This is a genomic window from Ensifer sp. 22460, assembly GCF_052044935.1.
Lineage (GTDB): Bacteria > Pseudomonadota > Alphaproteobacteria > Rhizobiales > Rhizobiaceae > Ensifer.
On sequence record NZ_JBQENZ010000040.1, the window covers coordinates 40,913 to 55,437 of the forward strand.

The 14,525-nt window shown below is 61.7% G+C and carries 18 protein-coding genes and 1 tRNA gene; 5 read left to right on the plus strand and 14 right to left on the minus strand.

Annotation, left to right across the window (positions count from 1 at the left end):
• Positions 1–15 precede the first annotated feature (15 nt).
• A complete protein-coding gene (locus ACTJKM_RS33105; RefSeq protein WP_440661738.1) occupies positions 16–1,110 on the plus strand; it encodes a tyrosine-type recombinase/integrase in 1,095 nt (364 codons plus the stop codon).
• An 11-nt stretch (positions 1,111–1,121) separates the two neighbouring features.
• Here the strand turns inward: ACTJKM_RS33105 and ACTJKM_RS33110 are convergent, their stop codons facing one another.
• Both ACTJKM_RS33110 and ACTJKM_RS33115 read right to left on the minus strand, forming a co-directional pair.
• On the minus strand, positions 1,122–1,673 hold the full coding sequence (locus tag ACTJKM_RS33110) for a hypothetical protein (RefSeq protein ID WP_440661740.1): 552 nt from the start codon (positions 1,671–1,673) through the stop codon (positions 1,122–1,124).
• A 175-nt stretch (positions 1,674–1,848) separates the two neighbouring features.
• A tRNA-Ile gene (locus ACTJKM_RS33115) sits at positions 1,849–1,924 on the minus strand.
• Between the two features lie 257 nt (positions 1,925–2,181).
• On the opposite strand from ACTJKM_RS33115, the gene ACTJKM_RS33120 reads away from it, so the two are divergent.
• Entirely contained in the window at positions 2,182–2,922 is a 741-nt protein-coding gene (locus ACTJKM_RS33120; protein ID WP_057253203.1) for an SIMPL domain-containing protein, read from the plus strand.
• Positions 2,923–3,376: 454 nt separating this feature from the next.
• Here the strand turns inward: ACTJKM_RS33120 and ACTJKM_RS33125 are convergent, their stop codons facing one another.
• The 5 genes from ACTJKM_RS33125 to ACTJKM_RS33145 form a co-directional block, all read right to left on the minus strand.
• Positions 3,377–3,763, minus strand: a complete 387-nt coding sequence (locus ACTJKM_RS33125; RefSeq protein WP_058324744.1) for a hypothetical protein — start codon at positions 3,761–3,763, stop codon at positions 3,377–3,379.
• 363 nt (positions 3,764–4,126) lie between these two features.
• On the minus strand, positions 4,127–4,432 hold the full coding sequence (locus ACTJKM_RS33130; protein ID WP_058324743.1) for a hypothetical protein: 306 nt from the start codon (positions 4,430–4,432) through the stop codon (positions 4,127–4,129).
• A gap of 126 nt (positions 4,433–4,558) precedes the next feature.
• Entirely contained in the window at positions 4,559–4,963 is a 405-nt protein-coding gene (locus ACTJKM_RS33135; protein ID WP_057253198.1) for a ketosteroid isomerase-related protein, read from the minus strand.
• A gap of 105 nt (positions 4,964–5,068) precedes the next feature.
• Complete coding sequence (locus ACTJKM_RS33140) at positions 5,069–5,491, minus strand: secondary thiamine-phosphate synthase enzyme YjbQ (RefSeq protein WP_058326826.1); 423 nt, start codon at positions 5,489–5,491, stop codon at positions 5,069–5,071.
• 125 nt (positions 5,492–5,616) lie between these two features.
• The gene (locus tag ACTJKM_RS33145; RefSeq protein ID WP_057254348.1) at positions 5,617–5,970 is read right to left on the minus strand and encodes a DUF1428 domain-containing protein; all 354 of its coding nucleotides are present in this window, start codon (positions 5,968–5,970) and stop codon (positions 5,617–5,619) included.
• Positions 5,971–6,122: 152 nt separating this feature from the next.
• Between ACTJKM_RS33145 and ACTJKM_RS33150 the strand changes: the two genes are divergently transcribed.
• On the plus strand, positions 6,123–6,575 hold the full coding sequence (locus tag ACTJKM_RS33150; RefSeq protein WP_057253195.1) for a VOC family protein: 453 nt from the start codon (positions 6,123–6,125) through the stop codon (positions 6,573–6,575).
• Positions 6,576–6,773: 198 nt separating this feature from the next.
• Here ACTJKM_RS33150 and ACTJKM_RS33155 read toward each other — a convergent pair whose 3' ends face one another.
• Entirely contained in the window at positions 6,774–7,343 is a 570-nt protein-coding gene (locus tag ACTJKM_RS33155; protein ID WP_058326827.1) for a transglycosylase SLT domain-containing protein, read from the minus strand.
• An 87-nt stretch (positions 7,344–7,430) separates the two neighbouring features.
• Between ACTJKM_RS33155 and ACTJKM_RS33160 the strand changes: the two genes are divergently transcribed.
• Entirely contained in the window at positions 7,431–8,246 is an 816-nt protein-coding gene (locus tag ACTJKM_RS33160) for a DUF2066 domain-containing protein (RefSeq protein WP_156436834.1), read from the plus strand.
• Positions 8,247–8,274: 28 nt separating this feature from the next.
• Here ACTJKM_RS33160 and ACTJKM_RS33165 read toward each other — a convergent pair whose 3' ends face one another.
• From ACTJKM_RS33165 to ACTJKM_RS33180, 4 genes are all read right to left on the minus strand, one after another.
• Positions 8,275–8,568 (minus strand): GYD domain-containing protein, encoded by a 294-nt coding sequence (locus ACTJKM_RS33165; protein WP_057253192.1) that lies wholly within the window; start codon positions 8,566–8,568, stop codon positions 8,275–8,277.
• A 230-nt stretch (positions 8,569–8,798) separates the two neighbouring features.
• Complete coding sequence (gene rpoD / locus ACTJKM_RS33170) at positions 8,799–10,856, minus strand: RNA polymerase sigma factor RpoD (protein WP_057253188.1); 2,058 nt, start codon at positions 10,854–10,856, stop codon at positions 8,799–8,801.
• 89 nt (positions 10,857–10,945) lie between these two features.
• Positions 10,946–11,170, minus strand: coding sequence for a hypothetical protein (locus ACTJKM_RS33175; RefSeq protein ID WP_162261318.1), 225 nt, complete (start codon positions 11,168–11,170; stop codon positions 10,946–10,948).
• A 146-nt stretch (positions 11,171–11,316) separates the two neighbouring features.
• Entirely contained in the window at positions 11,317–11,661 is a 345-nt protein-coding gene (locus ACTJKM_RS33180; RefSeq protein WP_057253186.1) for a GFA family protein, read from the minus strand.
• 218 nt (positions 11,662–11,879) lie between these two features.
• Here ACTJKM_RS33180 and ACTJKM_RS33185 point away from each other — a divergent pair, with 218 nt between their 5' ends.
• Positions 11,880–12,338, plus strand: a complete 459-nt coding sequence (locus ACTJKM_RS33185) for a hypothetical protein (RefSeq protein ID WP_057254344.1) — start codon at positions 11,880–11,882, stop codon at positions 12,336–12,338.
• A 14-nt stretch (positions 12,339–12,352) separates the two neighbouring features.
• On the opposite strand, the gene tdh is transcribed toward ACTJKM_RS33185, so the two are convergent.
• Both tdh and ACTJKM_RS33195 read right to left on the minus strand, forming a co-directional pair.
• A complete protein-coding gene (gene tdh / locus ACTJKM_RS33190) occupies positions 12,353–13,387 on the minus strand; it encodes an L-threonine 3-dehydrogenase (RefSeq protein WP_440660734.1) in 1,035 nt (344 codons plus the stop codon).
• Between the two features lie 11 nt (positions 13,388–13,398).
• A partial coding sequence (locus tag ACTJKM_RS33195; RefSeq protein ID WP_440660929.1) for a glycine C-acetyltransferase occupies positions 13,399–14,525 on the minus strand: 1,127 nt, incomplete at its 5' end.

A 14,525-nucleotide genomic window follows, 5' to 3' on the forward strand; every position in this document is an offset into this window, starting at 1 on the left:
GCATATCTTCCCGCCATGAGCGAAGATCAAGAACCCCGCCCCTACCTCTCCTCCTACGAAGACCGCCACGGAAAAACCCGTTGGCGGTTTCGTCGTGCCGGCAAGACGATCCAGATCAAGGGACTTCCCGGAGCGCCCGAATTCGAGGCCGCCTATCAAGCGGCGATCGAAGGCCGCGAGTATAAGCCAGCTGTCGTCGTGGATCTGCCCGGCAAAGCGATCCCCGGCAGTTTCCGCGACGCCTGGAAACGAGTGCAGAAGACACCGGAGTGGCTCGCGTTTGACCCCGCTACCAAAGACCAGAACACCCGGCTGGCCACCGAATTCCTGAAACTTCACGTCGTGAAGGAACACCCGGACGTCTGGGGCGACATGCTCGTAAAGGACGTGAAGCGACGTCACATTAAGGGCATCCTCGCTCATTTCAGCGCGACGCCTCACAAAGCGAAGCACCTGCTTACGACGATCCGCAAGATGATCTATGTCGCCCTCGACGAAGAATGGATCGAGGCCGATCCGACATGGAAAATGAACTACCGGCCCGAATATAAGGGTTGGCGGGCATGGACCGTTGAGGAGCGTGAAATGTTCGAGGCGCGCTGGCCCCTCGGCAGCACGCCGCGCACTGCTTACGGCCTCGCGCTCTGGCTCGGCAATCGACGCTCGGATGTCGCCCGCGTGCGCTGGGATTGGTTCGACTTCCGGCGCGGCGTTGTGACGGTCAAGCAGAAGAAGGGCGACAAAGAGCTGACGCTTCCAATCACGCCCATGCTGCGTGAGATCGTCGATCCGCTGGAGCGCAAGGGCGAATACGTGCTCATCACCGCTTATGGAAAGCCGTTCTCGGAAAAGTCCCTCACCGGCCGCATGGCCGACTGGACGAACAGCGCCGACATGCCGAAAGGCTGCACGCTTCACGGCCTCCGAAAAACACTTGGAAAAATGTTGGCGGAGACAGGTGCCACGACTCGGCAGCTCATGGATACGCTCGGCCATGACGATATCGCACACGCGGAGCTGTACAGCCGTGAAGCCGAACAGCAGCGACTTGCGCGCGATGCGATGACGCGCCTTACCAGGCGTATCCGCGGAAAACAGCAGACCGAGTAGCGGAAAATAGACTACGTGCGTTGCCGAGCCCGCACATCGTCGATGAGCGGTTGAAGGGCCCGCAGCACCACCGTGGCGATCGCCTTTAAGTGATACATGGCAATCTCGATACCCTTAACGTTCACGGTTCGGTTGACGCGAGCGATCGGTTCCGGTCTGGGTCGCGGGTCAAAATGAACGCCGCCCGCGACGTTCGCGGCGTACTCAATGACGTCCTGGATGGTGATTTTGTTGCCATGAGCATTGATGACAACGTGTTTTAGGAATTGTTGGCGCGTTAGAGTTACGGAGGGGGCACCGGGCCTACGTATCTCCGGATCCAGACCATCCAAGATCGTCCAAAAGGTCTGCTTTTCGTACGGGTCCGGACCAGCATAGCTAGAGGCGCCAACGTGAAATTTCGCCTTGATGCGATTCGTGTTGACCGCATCCATCAACGAAAATCTGTCCATCAACATTTGCCGCAATAGTCCAGCCAAGTCCAAGAGCTCAGCTTCGTCTCTTGAATGCAACAGCTCGGCTGCCTGTTCGCACCGCCGGATGAACAGCAATTCTGCGTGCATGCATACCCTCCCTGTTGCTCACACCAAAAATTCTGCCCCAGCAGAGAAACCAGGCGAAAGGAACGAGTCAATCGCCCCCAAATCCCCTGCTCGACGCAATCGGAATGGGCGTGGCTAACCTACTGGCTAACTTGGCTGGCTAACCATCAATCAACTAATTGAAATCGTTATATTTTGGTGGGCCCGGAGGGACTCGAACCCCCAACCAAGCGGTTATGAGCCGCCGGCTCTAACCATTGAGCTACAGGCCCACGCTGGATCTGCAGGCGTCCTCAAAACGTACCGATTCGAGGATAAGACATGCAGCAACTCTAAGTACTACAGCAACCTTTGCGCCTCTGATAAAAACGCGTGGCACCGTAGTGATCCAGGTGCGCGAACCAATGGCAGTTCGCGGTGGCAATGGCTCTAGCCGAAAACCTTTTTGCCGACAAGCCATTGCCGCAATGCTCACACAATCGCCGAGCATGAAGACGCCAGGGACGGAACAACCGGAGAGACATAGACCATGATTTCCACACGCACTGCCCGCACGCTTTCGATCGCCGCTTTTGCCGCCGCTTTTGCCGGTGTAGCCGCCGCTCAGGCGCAGGAGACCGACAAGGACAAGGCAACCATCGTCGTTGCCGGCGAAGGCCGCGCGACGGTCGCGCCCGACATGGCGGTCCTGCAGCTCAGCGTCGTCAAGGACGCCAAGACCGCCCGCGAAGCGCTGGACGCCAACAACAAGGCCATGGCCGAAGTGCTAAAGGCGTTGAGGGCCGACGGCATTGCCGATCGCGACCTGCAGACGAGCGGCTTTTCGGTGAACCCGCAATACAACTATCCGACCAATACCGACGGCGGCAATCGCCCGCCGGAGCTGATCGGCTACCAGGTGGTAAACGGCGTCAGCGTCCGCGTGCGTGACCTCGCCAAGCTCGGCGAAATCGTCGACAAGTCGGTGACGCTCGGCGTGAACCAGGGCGGCGGCGTGCAATTCACCAACGACAAGCCGGAAGGGGTCATCACCGAGGCGCGCAAGGCGGCGGTCGCCGACGCCATCGTCAAGGCGAAGGTTCTCGCCGAAGCTGCAGGCGTCTCGATCGGCAAGATCCTCAACATCTCAGAACAGGGCTTCCGTCCCGAGCCGGTCCCGATGATGCGCGCCGGCATGGCCAAGGAATATGCCGCCGATGCCGTGCCGGTCGCAACCGGCGAGAACAGCTACAACGTCACGGTCAACGTGACCTTCGAAATCAAGCAGTAAGCTTGCAAGGCCCGCCGCAACCGCGTGGGCTTTCACCTAATCCTCGCCTCTGGTGCCGGAGATCGGCGCCGGGGGCGAAGTGTTTTTGGGCGGCACGCCGAGTATGCGCCTGCGGATGTGTGTGGAGGTGCGAAGCAGGTATTGCCGCGGTTGCGGCTACCGACAGTCCGACCGCCAAAGGAAGCCTTTGGGTCGAAACCGGCTCGCCCCACGCACGGTCATCCTCGCCCTTGAGGCGAGGATCAAGACCGTCATCGATGTGCGCGTCGGCGCGGGTCAGGCTCGAGGATGGTGCTCGAGGAGAGGCGTTTTCCCAAAATAGCTGGCAGAGGGGCCGCCTCGGAGCGCGTGCCTGGGCATGACCACCCGTTGGCAAAAACGAAAAAGGCCCCCCATGCCGAAGCATGAGGGGCCATTCTTCCGCCGGCCGGGGGAGACAAGGCGGGAAGATTTGTTACCAGCGACCGATCGTCGGGCAGCCGCGGGCGTTTGCGAAGACGATCGTCTGGCGGTAGCCGTGGCGGCGGCCTTCGACGACGACGCGGCGCGGCGTGACGTCGGCGACATAAGCGCGGCGCAGGCCGCGATCGCGGGCCTTGTCGACGGCCATCCACGGTGCGCAGCGGCCGCGGCGATCACGATCCCAGTGGCGGTCACGGCCGCGACCCCAGTCGCCCTCGTCGCCGTAGCCGCCGTTATAGTCGCGGTACTGCACGTCGATGCCGTCACTCGGGCCGAAGCCGAATTCGATCGAGTCCGCCGAAGCGGTGGAGGCTGCACCAAGCAGGCCAGTCAATCCAATGACGGCGGCGGCAGCGGCGTTAAAAAAGCGGTTCTTCATGACATCTCTCCAGGCTTGAAGGGTTCAATGGGCAATCACCGTCCCAAGCGATTGAGCAAAGAATAGGTTTCCCAAGCTGAACGACAGCGGAACCTGGTGTTCATGGGAGGTTCAGATTGCCGGAGCGTGATCCGCTCCTCTTTGGCGCGAGATTCGCCCTGCAAGGAAGGCCGCCCCACGGAGCACGTCTGAATGATAAGCTACTGATCCAAATTGATTTCTTGAAATCAAGACGCGCAACGGCGGCTCGCAACGCAAGGAGCAAATCGGCCGCTCGATCATCGCAGCAAAGGCAAATCAGGCGTCGCCGGGACGGCCGCGCCCAAGGAACGCTGAGGCATTTTCTGCCGTCGAAGGTGGTGGTCAGCCGATTCGCGGGCAGCCATAGGCATTGGCGAAGACGACCCGGCTCAAATATCCGCGGCGCCAACCGACCACGACGACACGGGAATGGGTGACCCGCTCGACCCGGGCGCGATGGAAGCCCAGGCGCCAGGCCCTGCGCAGTGCTTCGCGCGGCGAGCAGTAGCCGCGATGGCGAACGAGATCGACGTCGCCACGCTCCATCGTCGGCAGCGGCATCGGGGCCGCAGCCTCGGCCGGCAGGCTCGCGAAGCTCGTCACGGCGAGCGCAACCGCCAGAACCGAATTACGAAACATGGCTTTCATGGATCTTCTCCCGGTCAACGCAAAACAACAATCCGGTCGGCAACCGGTGCCATAGGATAGGCAGCCCGCGCGCGCCTGCCATCGTAAACTTCCGCCATCGCGCGTTTCTGTCAATCCGAGCTCTCGTCAGCCGGCAAGCGCCCGTTCGAAAACACGGATGTTGCGATAATGGCTGAGGCGGGTGATGGCGCCGTCTTCGATCTCGAAGATCAGCACGCTTGGAATGGAATAGCTCTGGCCGGACGCGGCGGGGAAGCCCTCCATCGTTTCGCGATAGGTGCCACGCGCCGTCAGGTCCGCCGCCACCCGCTGACCGAAGGCATCGCGCATCAACACCACATCGCCGAACTGTTCGTCGAAACGGCGCAGATAATTCATCAGCCAGGCGCGCAAGGGGCCAACGCCGACAGTGCGCTGGCCGGTCAGCGAATCGAGCTCGACATCCTCATGGACGAGCCGAGCCAGCGCCTCGAAATCACGTTGGTTCAGCGCTTCGATGAAGCGATTGGCAATGGTCTGTGCATCCGTCATCCTGTTCCTCTCCGACGCCGCGCTGTCGCCCTTTGGTCTCCATGCTCTAACTAGAACGGATCCCGTTCCGGTCAATTGCGCCCTGTCGCATCGATCGGACAGGCATCAAGCGCCAAGGTGCAGCACGATCTGGCGGCGGTGCGGCCGGTCGCGATGTTCGAAGAGGTAGATCCCCTGCCAGGTGCCAAGCAGCATACGACCACGGGCAACGGGAATGCCGAGCGAAACCGGCGTCAGCGCCGCCTTGATATGCGCCGGCATATCATCCGGTCCTTCCTGGGTATGCACGACCCAGCTCATCGATGGATCGGAGGATGGCGGCACCAGGCGGCGGAAAAAGGCGTCGAGGTCGCGTCTCACATCCGGGTCGGCATTTTCCTGGACAAGAAGCGAGCAGGACGTGTGCCGGACGAAGACGGTCAAAAGCCCCTCGCCGTCCGTATTGGCCCGCACGAAGGCCGCCGCCTCGTCCGTGAACTCGTAGAGCCCCTGGCCGCGTGTGGAAATGGTGATGCTCGTCTGCGGCATGTCGATCTCCAGCCGGCAATTGCACCGGCTGCAAGGCAGGTGCAACGCGTTGATGTGCCCAACGCTTCTACCCCTGGACCGTTCCCGGTCCAAGGCAGTGACCGCAGGAAAAAGGCAACGCGCCGCTACATCTCGAGGAACGTCTGGAAGCCGCCATAGATCATGCGCTTGCCGTCGAAGACTTCCTTCCAGGCATCGCCCTGCAGCCGCGGATCGGCCATCACCTTGGCGACGATCGTGTCGCGGTCGGCGCGGGACTTATAGGCGATCCACGAGAAGACCACGGTCTCGTCGTCCTTGGCCTGCACCGAGCGGGGGAAGGACGTCACCTCGCCATAGGGCACGTCATCTGCCAGGCATTCGTTGTAGGAGAGCGCGCCATACTCCATCCAGACATCGCCGGCCGCCTTGGCCATCGCCTTGTACGCCTCGATATTCGCCTTCGGCACGGCAACGACAAAACCATCCACATAGTTCATTGAGAAATCCTCCTTGGTTCTTTCGACCAGCATAGGACGCTCGGGGCATAAAGGTTCCGACACCAGTTCCAATTTTTTTCAAGCGGCGCCTGTCGGAACGGGCATCGCCCGTTCGTCCTTAGTTGGTACCAATCACCACGGGAGACATATCCATGCAGAAGATCACGCCCTTTCTCTGGTTCGACGATCAACTGGAGGAAGCCATCGGCTTCTACACCTCCATCTTCCGCAACGCCCGCGTTACCGACATCAATAAGGGACCTGATGGCAGGGCCTTCACCGCGAGCTTCGAACTCGAGGGGCAGCACTTCATGGGGCTGAACGGCGGCCCGCATTTCAAGTTCAACGAGGCGGTATCGTTTTTCGTGCGCTGCGCCGACCAGACGGAGGTCGACTACTATTGGAGCCGGTTGCTCGAAGGCGGCACGCCGCAGCATTGCGGCTGGCTGAAGGACAAGTTCGGCCTTGCCTGGCAGATCATTCCCGACGCGCTGATGCGACACCTCAGCGATCCCGATCCGGCACGCGCCGCCCGTGCCCAGCAGGCGATGATGGGCATGATCAAGATCGAGGTCGCCGAACTCGAGCGGGCCGCGGCCGGCTAAAGCATCCCGCTTTCAAGTGGAATCACTTGAAGGCGGAAAGATGCTCTAGAATCAAAGTACTAGAGCGACCTTGGTGCGCTCTCTGAACGCACGGCGCTCTAGAGCAATTCCAGCTAAAGTGTGAAACGGTTTTGCGTCCGGAATTGCGTAAAAAACAGCTGGAGAGTTTCCGCGGGCCCGTTTTTGACCGGAAACGCTCTAGCTGCCGCAGCCGCGTAATTGCCGATTGTAGATCGAAGCCATGCCGGCCGCCCGCTTGGCGCCGGTCTTGGCCGTATCGCTCCAGTTGCCCCGCGCATAGCCCGCGTGGCCGTGGTAATAGGCGACGTAGAGCCGGTAGGCGTCGTTGAGCGCGATACCGTTCTGCTGTGCGCTCTCGCGGTGATACCAGGCAATGAAGCGGATGGCGTCGCCGAAGTCCGAGCGTCGCGCCGCCCAGCGGCCGGTCTCGCTCTGGTAGCGCGCCCAGGTGCCGTCGAGCGCCTGGGAATAGCCGTAGGCCGTCGAAACGCGCGTCCAGGGGATGAAGCCGAAGAGCTTGGTGCGCGGCGGCCGCGCATTATGGCGGAAGCCGGACTCGGTATAGATCGTCGCCATCAGGATCGGCACGGGCACGCCGTATTCGCGCTCGGCGCCATAGGCGGCACGGCGCCAATTGTGGAACAGGCCATCTCGCTGCTCGAAAACCGCACAGGCATTCCGGGTGTCTCTCGGCACCGTTCCGCAGCCGGCCAGCAACAGGAGGACGACGACAAATACGCAACGCATCGCAGAACCTCGGGTTTCCGAGAGATTGATAAAGTGTAAACGTTAAGGATCTCTTTTGATTCAAAGGCGAACGATCGGGAGAACGGCATGGCAATGTCACGAATGCTGCTGCCGCTCCTGTTCGCCGCGGGCCTTGGCGGTCCCGCAAACGCCGGCGACATCGGCCGGCTTTATCAGAGCGACGCGATCGTCACCGGCACCGGCGAGATCAACCGGCAGATCGGCTTTCGCGAATGCCTCGGTGAGGTTTTGGTCAAACTGTCGGGCGATCCGACGATCCTCGACGCGCCCGGCTTCGCCGCGCTCGAGGCCGAGGCCGGCAGCTTCGTCTCGTCCTTTTCCTACCGCGACCGGCTTGAAGGTATCCCGATCCACGACGAACAGGGCACTCACGATCGGCCGCACGATCTCACCTGCCGCTACGCGCCGCCGACGATTGACCCGCTGCTTGCAAAGCTCGGTCGAAAGCCATGGCTTGCGCCCCGCCCGGTGATCGCCGTACTGCTGGCGGTCGAGGATCAGAGGCGCCGTTTCGTGCTGGCGCGCGACGGCGACGAAAGCCCCTATATGGCCGACTCGCTCCGCGCGGCCGCGACACCGCTGGCGCTCTCGGTCACCCTGCCGGACAGGGCGACCGTCGCCGGTGGAAAGCTGGACTTTGCCACGATATCGCAAGCGAGCCTGGAGAGCTTCGCCAGGCTCGCAATGCCGAGCGAGGGGGACGTGACGCTTGCGGGCACACTGGTCTGGTCCGATCAAGCGCGCGGCTGGAACGTCAATTGGCGGATGCTGTCCGCCGGTAAAAGCTATGAATGGCAGATCAGCGGCGTCAGCTTCGACGACGCTTTCCGCAATGCGCTACGCGGAGCGGCCCGCATCCTCTCCGGAAACGGGTCGCCCTGAGCAGATCCAGTGTCGCGGCCCGTTCGGCCTATCCGAGCGAGGCAATCAGTTCGCGATAGGCGGCCTCTGGAAATGCCTTGAGCGTGGTCGAGCGCACATTGCCGGCCATGCCGAGCGTGAGGGCGAAGCGTGCGGCGATCGCGTCATCGGGTGCCTCGACGACGGCCACCATGTCGTAGTCGCCCATGGTCAGAAAGAAATGCTTGAAGGAGCCGCCCATCTCGCCGAGCACTTGCCTTGCCGCGTCGAGCCGTTTCGGAGACTCGCGCACATTCTTGACGCCCTGCTCGGTCCAGTTGAGGAGCATGACATAAGTGGTCATCCTACACCTCCACGGGGGCACGCTTCACGCCCGCGGTGCGATTGCTTCCGCGTCTTAGACGGGGTGCCCCAGATTGCTGCGAAAGCGCGACTATACTCCTGGGCGCAGAGCCTCACAATAAATCGCTTGGGTGAGGCAGAAACGAAAAAGCCGGGCGATCTGCCCGGCTCTTCTCATTTTCGATGTACCCGACTTTAGCTGTCGAGGAACGAGCGCAGCTTGCGGATTGCTTAGCTGTCCAGGAAGCTTCTCAGCTTCCTGGAGCGGCTCGGATGCTTGAGCTTCCGGAGCGCCTTCGCTTCGATCTGGCGGATACGTTCGCGGGTGACCGAGAACTGCTGGCCGACTTCTTCGAGCGTGTGGTCGGTGTTCATGCCGATGCCAAAGCGCATGCGCAGCACGCGCTCTTCGCGCGGCGTCAGCGAAGCGAGAACGCGGGTGGTCGTCTCGCGCAAGTTCGCCTGGATGGCAGCGTCGATCGGCAGCAGCGCGTTCTTGTCCTCGATGAAGTCGCCGAGGTGCGAATCTTCTTCGTCACCGACAGGCGTTTCGAGCGAGATCGGCTCCTTGGCGATCTTCAGGACCTTGCGCACCTTTTCGAGCGGCATGGCGAGCTTTTCGGCCAGCTCTTCCGGCGTCGGCTCGCGGCCGATCTCGTGCAGCATCTGGCGCGAGGTACGGACGATCTTGTTGATCGTCTCGATCATGTGCACCGGAATACGGATCGTGCGGGCCTGGTCGGCGATCGACCGGGTAATCGCCTGACGGATCCACCAGGTGGCGTAGGTCGAGAACTTGTAACCGCGGCGGTATTCGAACTTGTCGACCGCCTTCATCAGGCCGATATTGCCTTCCTGGATCAGATCGAGGAACTGCAGGCCACGATTGGTGTACTTCTTGGCGATGGAGATGACGAGGCGCAGGTTCGCTTCGACCATCTCCTTCTTGGCGATGCGCGCTTCGCGCTCGCCCTTCTGCACCATGGAGACGATGCGGCGGAACTCGGCGATCGAGATACCGGTTTCGGTGGCGAGATTCTGGATCTCCTGGCGAATGTCGCGGATCGTCTGGTTTTCGCTCTTGGCGAATTCCTTCCAGCCCTTGCCGGCCAGGTTGCTGATCGACTTCATCCAGTTCGGGTCGAGTTCGGCGCCCGAATACTGTTCGAGGAACGAGTCGCGCTTGACGCCGTAGGATTCGGCAAGCCGCAGCAGGCGGCCTTCGTTCTGCATCAGCCGCTTGGAAATGTCGTAGAGCTGCTCGACCAGGCTGTCGACGCGGTTCTGGTTGAGCGACAGCGACTTGACCGCCTTGATCAGCTCATCCTTGAGCTCCTTGTAGCGGCGCTCCTGAGCGGGCGAAAGCGTGCCGGTGGCAGCAAGGCGGGCTTCCACCTGCTGGTCCTGCAGCTTGCGCAGCTTCTTGTAGGTCTCGGCGATGATGTCGAGGGTTTCCATGACCTGCGGGCGCAGTTCCGCTTCCATGGCGGCGAGCGAGAGGTTCGACTCGTCGTCGTCTTCCTCTTCCTCCTCGGTCGGCATGACATCGCCGCCGACATTGGTGATGTCGTCGTCGTTGGCGGCCGTGCGCACCTTGCGGGTCTTTTCCTTCTCCTCGGCAGCCTTGCGGTCAGCCTCGATCTTTTCCGGGCTCTGGAACTGCGGAGCAGCCTTGGCCTCAGGACCGGAATAGGTGGTTTCGAGATCGATGATCTCGCGCAGCAGCGTCTGGCCTTCGTTCAGTTCGTCGCGCCAGATGATCAGCGCCTGGAACGTCAGCGGGCTCTCACAGAGACCGGCGATCATCGTCTCGCGGCCAGCCTCGATGCGCTTGGCAATCGCGATTTCGCCTTCGCGGGACAGGAGTTCGACCGAGCCCATCTCGCGCAGATACATGCGGACCGGATCGTCGGTACGATCGGTCGGTTCCTTCTTCTTGCTGGTCGCAAGCGCCGTGCCGCTGGAAGGGGCGAGTTCGCCGCCTTCGCTCTCGCCGTCGTCGTCGCTCGCCTCGTCGTCACCGCCGCCGGCAGCCTCTTCGGCTTCCTCGTCCTCGATCACGTTGATGCCCATGTCGGACAGCATCGCCATCGTGTCTTCGATCTGTTCGGAGGTGACTTCCTCGGACGGAAGGACGGAGTTGAGCTCGTCCATCGTCACGTAGCCGCGCTTCTTGGCGGCCTTGATCATCTTCTTGACAGCGTCGTCGGAAAGATCGAGAAGCGGACCGTCCGGAGCACCTTCGCGTTCTACGTCAGCTTCTTCGTTTTCTTTGACTTTGGTTGCCATTTAGTTCGTCGCTTTCCTTGTCGCAACCGGCGTGAGCCCGGTGCAAATGCCGCTCGAAGGTTCGGGCACGCCGCGTACCCGCCACCGAATCATTTCCCCTGACGTAACGGGATGATGTTTAATTCCTGTTTAACCACGAATGCGATCGTGGCAAAGCGGGCAAGCTTCGACAGTCCTGCCACTGAAACGCCTCTGGCATGATTCCCTAACCGCCGTGTCATTTCGCCATTTCTTATTCGGAAATGGTGATTCCCAGAATTTTCGATCCCGTCAAGCATTTCCGCTGAAAAACCGGCTGATTCGGCAAAAATCACCGTTCCTATCGCTTTTTGGGGTTTATCAGCTTCCGCTGAAGATGTAGGCGCTGCCTGCCAAAAGACAAGGGTGCCCCCGATTTAATCGGCAAGGTCCCGTTGTGCCATACCCGCATCGCAACCAGGGCTTCATCTTTTCCCTGCTCCTAAACCGAACGACCGTCGTATTTGACGATCCTGACCGCCTCCAGATCGAACTCCGGCAGGCAGCGCAGGTTGATCGCCGCCATCTTCCCATGCGGCCCCTCACCTTCGCCGAAAGGGGCGATGCCGCAGGTATCGCAAAAATGATGCTGGATGACATGCTTGTTGAAGAGATAGGTCGAGAGGTCCGTTTCCGGTGTCTTCATCGTCAGCCTGTCTCGGGCCACGAAAGCGAGCAGCCCGCCGCGGCGGCGGCATAGCGTACAATTGCAATCGACCGCCTCGGCGAAGTCCCCTTCCACCTCGAAGGCGATCTTGCCGCAATGGCAGCTTCCCTCATAACGCATGCACCGATCTCCCCTTTTCCGCCAACAACCCTTTCGATCTCCGGCCAAGATAGAGCGACAGAGCGTCCAAGCAAGCGGGTTTGCGAGCGGTGATATCCGCGCAAATCCATTCCCCGAGAAGCCCATTTCAGACGGAAATTCGCAAGATTATTCCGGTTTCTCGCTTGCGCCCGACCCGATCGCGGACGACCTTCGCCGCCGATCTCATGGAGGCTCAAATGCTCATCAAGGAAACCGACGCCATGCGCGTGCTATCGATCGCGCGGCGCCTCACCATTCCCGACGTCAAAAGTGAAAGCGCCGCGCTGGCGCCTGTCATCGAGGCGGAGATGGAACGCTCTCGCCTGGCACCCGCGGGGCCCTGGATTTTCATCGCGCAGAACCTGCCGAAAAATGCCAAGACCCTGTTCGACTGGCGCATCTGCCGCCCGGTCACCGGCGGTGACGACTATGGCGGCGACCTTGACCTGATCGATCTGGAACCGATCATGGTGGCGTCCGCCCGGCATCAGGGGCCGATGCGCAGCCTCTTTACCCAGGGCTACGCACCGCTCGTCGGGCAGATCGAGATGAGCAGGCACAATTTCTCCGGCGAGAGCCGCGAGATCTATCATCGCTGGACGGGCCAAGGCGCCCGCTACCACGAGATCGAGATCCAGTTCGGCCTCGCCAACTGAGCCGCCCCAGCGCCTTACCAGTCCATCACCACCTTGCCGGAATTGCCGGAGCGCATGGCCTCGAAGCCGTCGCGGAATTCGTCGATCCTGATGCGGTGGGTGATGACGGGAGAAAGGTCGAGGCCGCCCTGCACGAAGGCGATCATCTTGTACCAGGTCTCGAACATCTCGCGACCGTAGATGCCCTTGAGGTTGAGCATCTTGAAGATCACCTTGTTCCAGTCGATCTCGAATCCGGCCGGCGCGATGCCGAGGATGGCGATCTTGCCGCCATTGTTCATCTTGTCGATCATGTCGCGGAAGGCCGGCGCCGCCCCCGACATTTCGAGACCGACATCAAAGCCCTCGGTCATGCCGATCGCCTTCATCACGTCGGCGAGGTTTTGCTTCGAGGCGTCGACGACGTAATCGATGCCGACGCTCTTGGCGAGCGCCAGCCGCGTCGGGTTGATGTCGGTGATCACCACCTTGCGCGCACCCGAGCGCTTGGCAACCAGTGCCCCCATGATGCCGATCGGCCCGGCGCCGGTGACGAGCACGTCCTCGCCGACGAGATCGAAGGAAAGGGCGGTGTGCACGGCATTGCCGAACGGGTCGAAGATCGCCGCGACCTCGTCGGGCACGTCGTGCGGGATCGGCACGACGTTATATTCCGGCAGGCAGACGAACTCGCCGAAGGAACCCGGGCGGTTGACGCCGACGCCGAGCGTGTTGCGGCACAGATGGCCGCGGCCGGCGCGGCAGTTGCGGCATTTGCCGCAGACGATATGGCCCTCGCCCGACACCCGCTCGCCGACATGGTACTTGGTGACGGCCGAGCCGACCTCGGCGATCTCGCCCATGAACTCGTGGCCGACGACCATCGGCACCGGGATGGTCTTCTGCGCCCACTGGTCCCAGTTCCAGATATGCACGTCGGTGCCGCAGATCGCCGATTTCTTCACCTTGATCAGCACGTCGTTCGGGCCGATCTCCGGCACCGGCACCCGCTCCATCCAGAGGCCTTCTTCCGGCTTCGATTTCACCAGCGCCTTCATCATGTTCGTCATCAGTCTCTCCCTCAGATCACGCCAAGCTCGCGGCCGACCGCTTCGAAGGCGGCGATCGCCCGGCGTACGTCGTTCTCGCTGTGGGCCGCCGACATCTGCGTGCGGATGCGCGCCTGTCCCTTCGGCACCACCGGGAACGAGAAGCCGATGACATAGACGCCCTTTTGCAGCATGCGCGCCGCCATCTCCTGGGCGAGCGCCGCATCGCCGAGCATGACCGGGATGATCGGGTGCCCTTCGCCGGCAAGCGTGAAGCCGAGCTTCGACATCTCGGTGCGGAACAGGGTGGCATTGGCATAGAGCCGCTGCCGCAGTGCATCGCCGTTCTCGATCAGGTCGAAGACCGTGAGCGAGGCGGCGGCAATGACCGGCGCCAGCGTGTTGGAAAACAGATAGGGCCGCGAGCGCTGGCGCAGCCACTCGACGACCTCGGCCTTGGCCGAGGTGTAACCGCCGGAGGCGCCGCCGAGCGCCTTGCCGAGCGTGCCGGTGATGATGTCGATGCGGCCCTCGACGCCGCAATGTTCGGCCGAGCCGCGGCCATTTTTGCCGACGAAGCCGACCGCATGGCTGTCGTCGACCATGACCATGGCGCCGTATTTGTCGGCGAGGTCGCAGACGCCTTGCAGGTTGGCGATGATGCCGTCCATCGAGAACACGCCGTCGGTGGCGATCAGCTTGAAGCGACTGCCCTCCGCCTTCTTCAGCTCCTCCTCCAGTGCTGCCATGTCGTTGTTGGCGTAGCGGAAGCGCTTGGCCTTGGAGAGCCGCACGCCGTCGATGATCGAGGCGTGGTTGAGCGCGTCGGAGATGATCGCGTCCTCTTCGCCAAGCAGCGTTTCGAACAGGCCGCCATTGGCATCGAAGCAGGAGGAATAGAGGATGGTGTCTTCCAGGCCGAGGAACGACGAGATGCGGGCCTCGAGTTGCTTATGCTCCTCCTGCGTGCCGCAGATGAAGCGCACCGAGGCCATGCCGTAGCCGTAACGGTCGAGCGCCTGTTTGCCGGCCTCGGCGAGTTCCGCGTTGTCGGCAAGGCCGAGATAGTTGTTGGCGCAGAAGTTGAGCACGCGGTCGCCCGAGGCGACCTCGATCGCGCCCGCCTGCTTCGAGGTGATGACACGCTCCGACTTGTACA

What these genes read in the sequence shown, in the direction of transcription:
- ACTJKM_RS33180 (WP_057253186.1), bottom strand. Translation starts at nt 11,661, where the DNA reads ATGCGTTATGAGGGAAGCTGCCATTGCGGCAAGATCGCCTTCGAGGTG.
- ACTJKM_RS33140 (WP_058326826.1), bottom strand. Translation starts at nt 5,491, where the DNA reads ATGCCGCAGACGAGCATCACCATTTCCACACGCGGCCAGGGGCTCTAC.
- ACTJKM_RS33110 (WP_440661740.1), bottom strand. Translation starts at nt 1,673, where the DNA reads ATGCACGCAGAATTGCTGTTCATCCGGCGGTGCGAACAGGCAGCCGAG.
- ACTJKM_RS33185 (WP_057254344.1), top strand. Translation starts at nt 11,880, where the DNA reads ATGCTCATCAAGGAAACCGACGCCATGCGCGTGCTATCGATCGCGCGG.
- ACTJKM_RS33165 (WP_057253192.1), bottom strand. Translation starts at nt 8,568, where the DNA reads ATGACCACTTATGTCATGCTCCTCAACTGGACCGAGCAGGGCGTCAAG.
- ACTJKM_RS33105 (WP_440661738.1), top strand. Translation starts at nt 16, where the DNA reads ATGAGCGAAGATCAAGAACCCCGCCCCTACCTCTCCTCCTACGAAGAC.
- tdh (WP_440660734.1), bottom strand. Translation starts at nt 13,387, where the DNA reads ATGACGAACATGATGAAGGCGCTGGTGAAATCGAAGCCGGAAGAAGGC.
- ACTJKM_RS33120 (WP_057253203.1), top strand. Translation starts at nt 2,182, where the DNA reads ATGATTTCCACACGCACTGCCCGCACGCTTTCGATCGCCGCTTTTGCC.
- ACTJKM_RS33145 (WP_057254348.1), bottom strand. Translation starts at nt 5,970, where the DNA reads ATGAACTATGTGGATGGTTTTGTCGTTGCCGTGCCGAAGGCGAATATC.
- ACTJKM_RS33150 (WP_057253195.1), top strand. Translation starts at nt 6,123, where the DNA reads ATGCAGAAGATCACGCCCTTTCTCTGGTTCGACGATCAACTGGAGGAA.
- ACTJKM_RS33160 (WP_156436834.1), top strand. Translation starts at nt 7,431, where the DNA reads ATGGCAATGTCACGAATGCTGCTGCCGCTCCTGTTCGCCGCGGGCCTT.
- ACTJKM_RS33135 (WP_057253198.1), bottom strand. Translation starts at nt 4,963, where the DNA reads ATGACGGATGCACAGACCATTGCCAATCGCTTCATCGAAGCGCTGAAC.
- ACTJKM_RS33125 (WP_058324744.1), bottom strand. Translation starts at nt 3,763, where the DNA reads ATGAAGAACCGCTTTTTTAACGCCGCTGCCGCCGCCGTCATTGGATTG.
- ACTJKM_RS33155 (WP_058326827.1), bottom strand. Translation starts at nt 7,343, where the DNA reads ATGCGTTGCGTATTTGTCGTCGTCCTCCTGTTGCTGGCCGGCTGCGGA.
- rpoD (WP_057253188.1), bottom strand. Translation starts at nt 10,856, where the DNA reads ATGGCAACCAAAGTCAAAGAAAACGAAGAAGCTGACGTAGAACGCGAA.
- ACTJKM_RS33130 (WP_058324743.1), bottom strand. Translation starts at nt 4,432, where the DNA reads ATGAAAGCCATGTTTCGTAATTCGGTTCTGGCGGTTGCGCTCGCCGTG.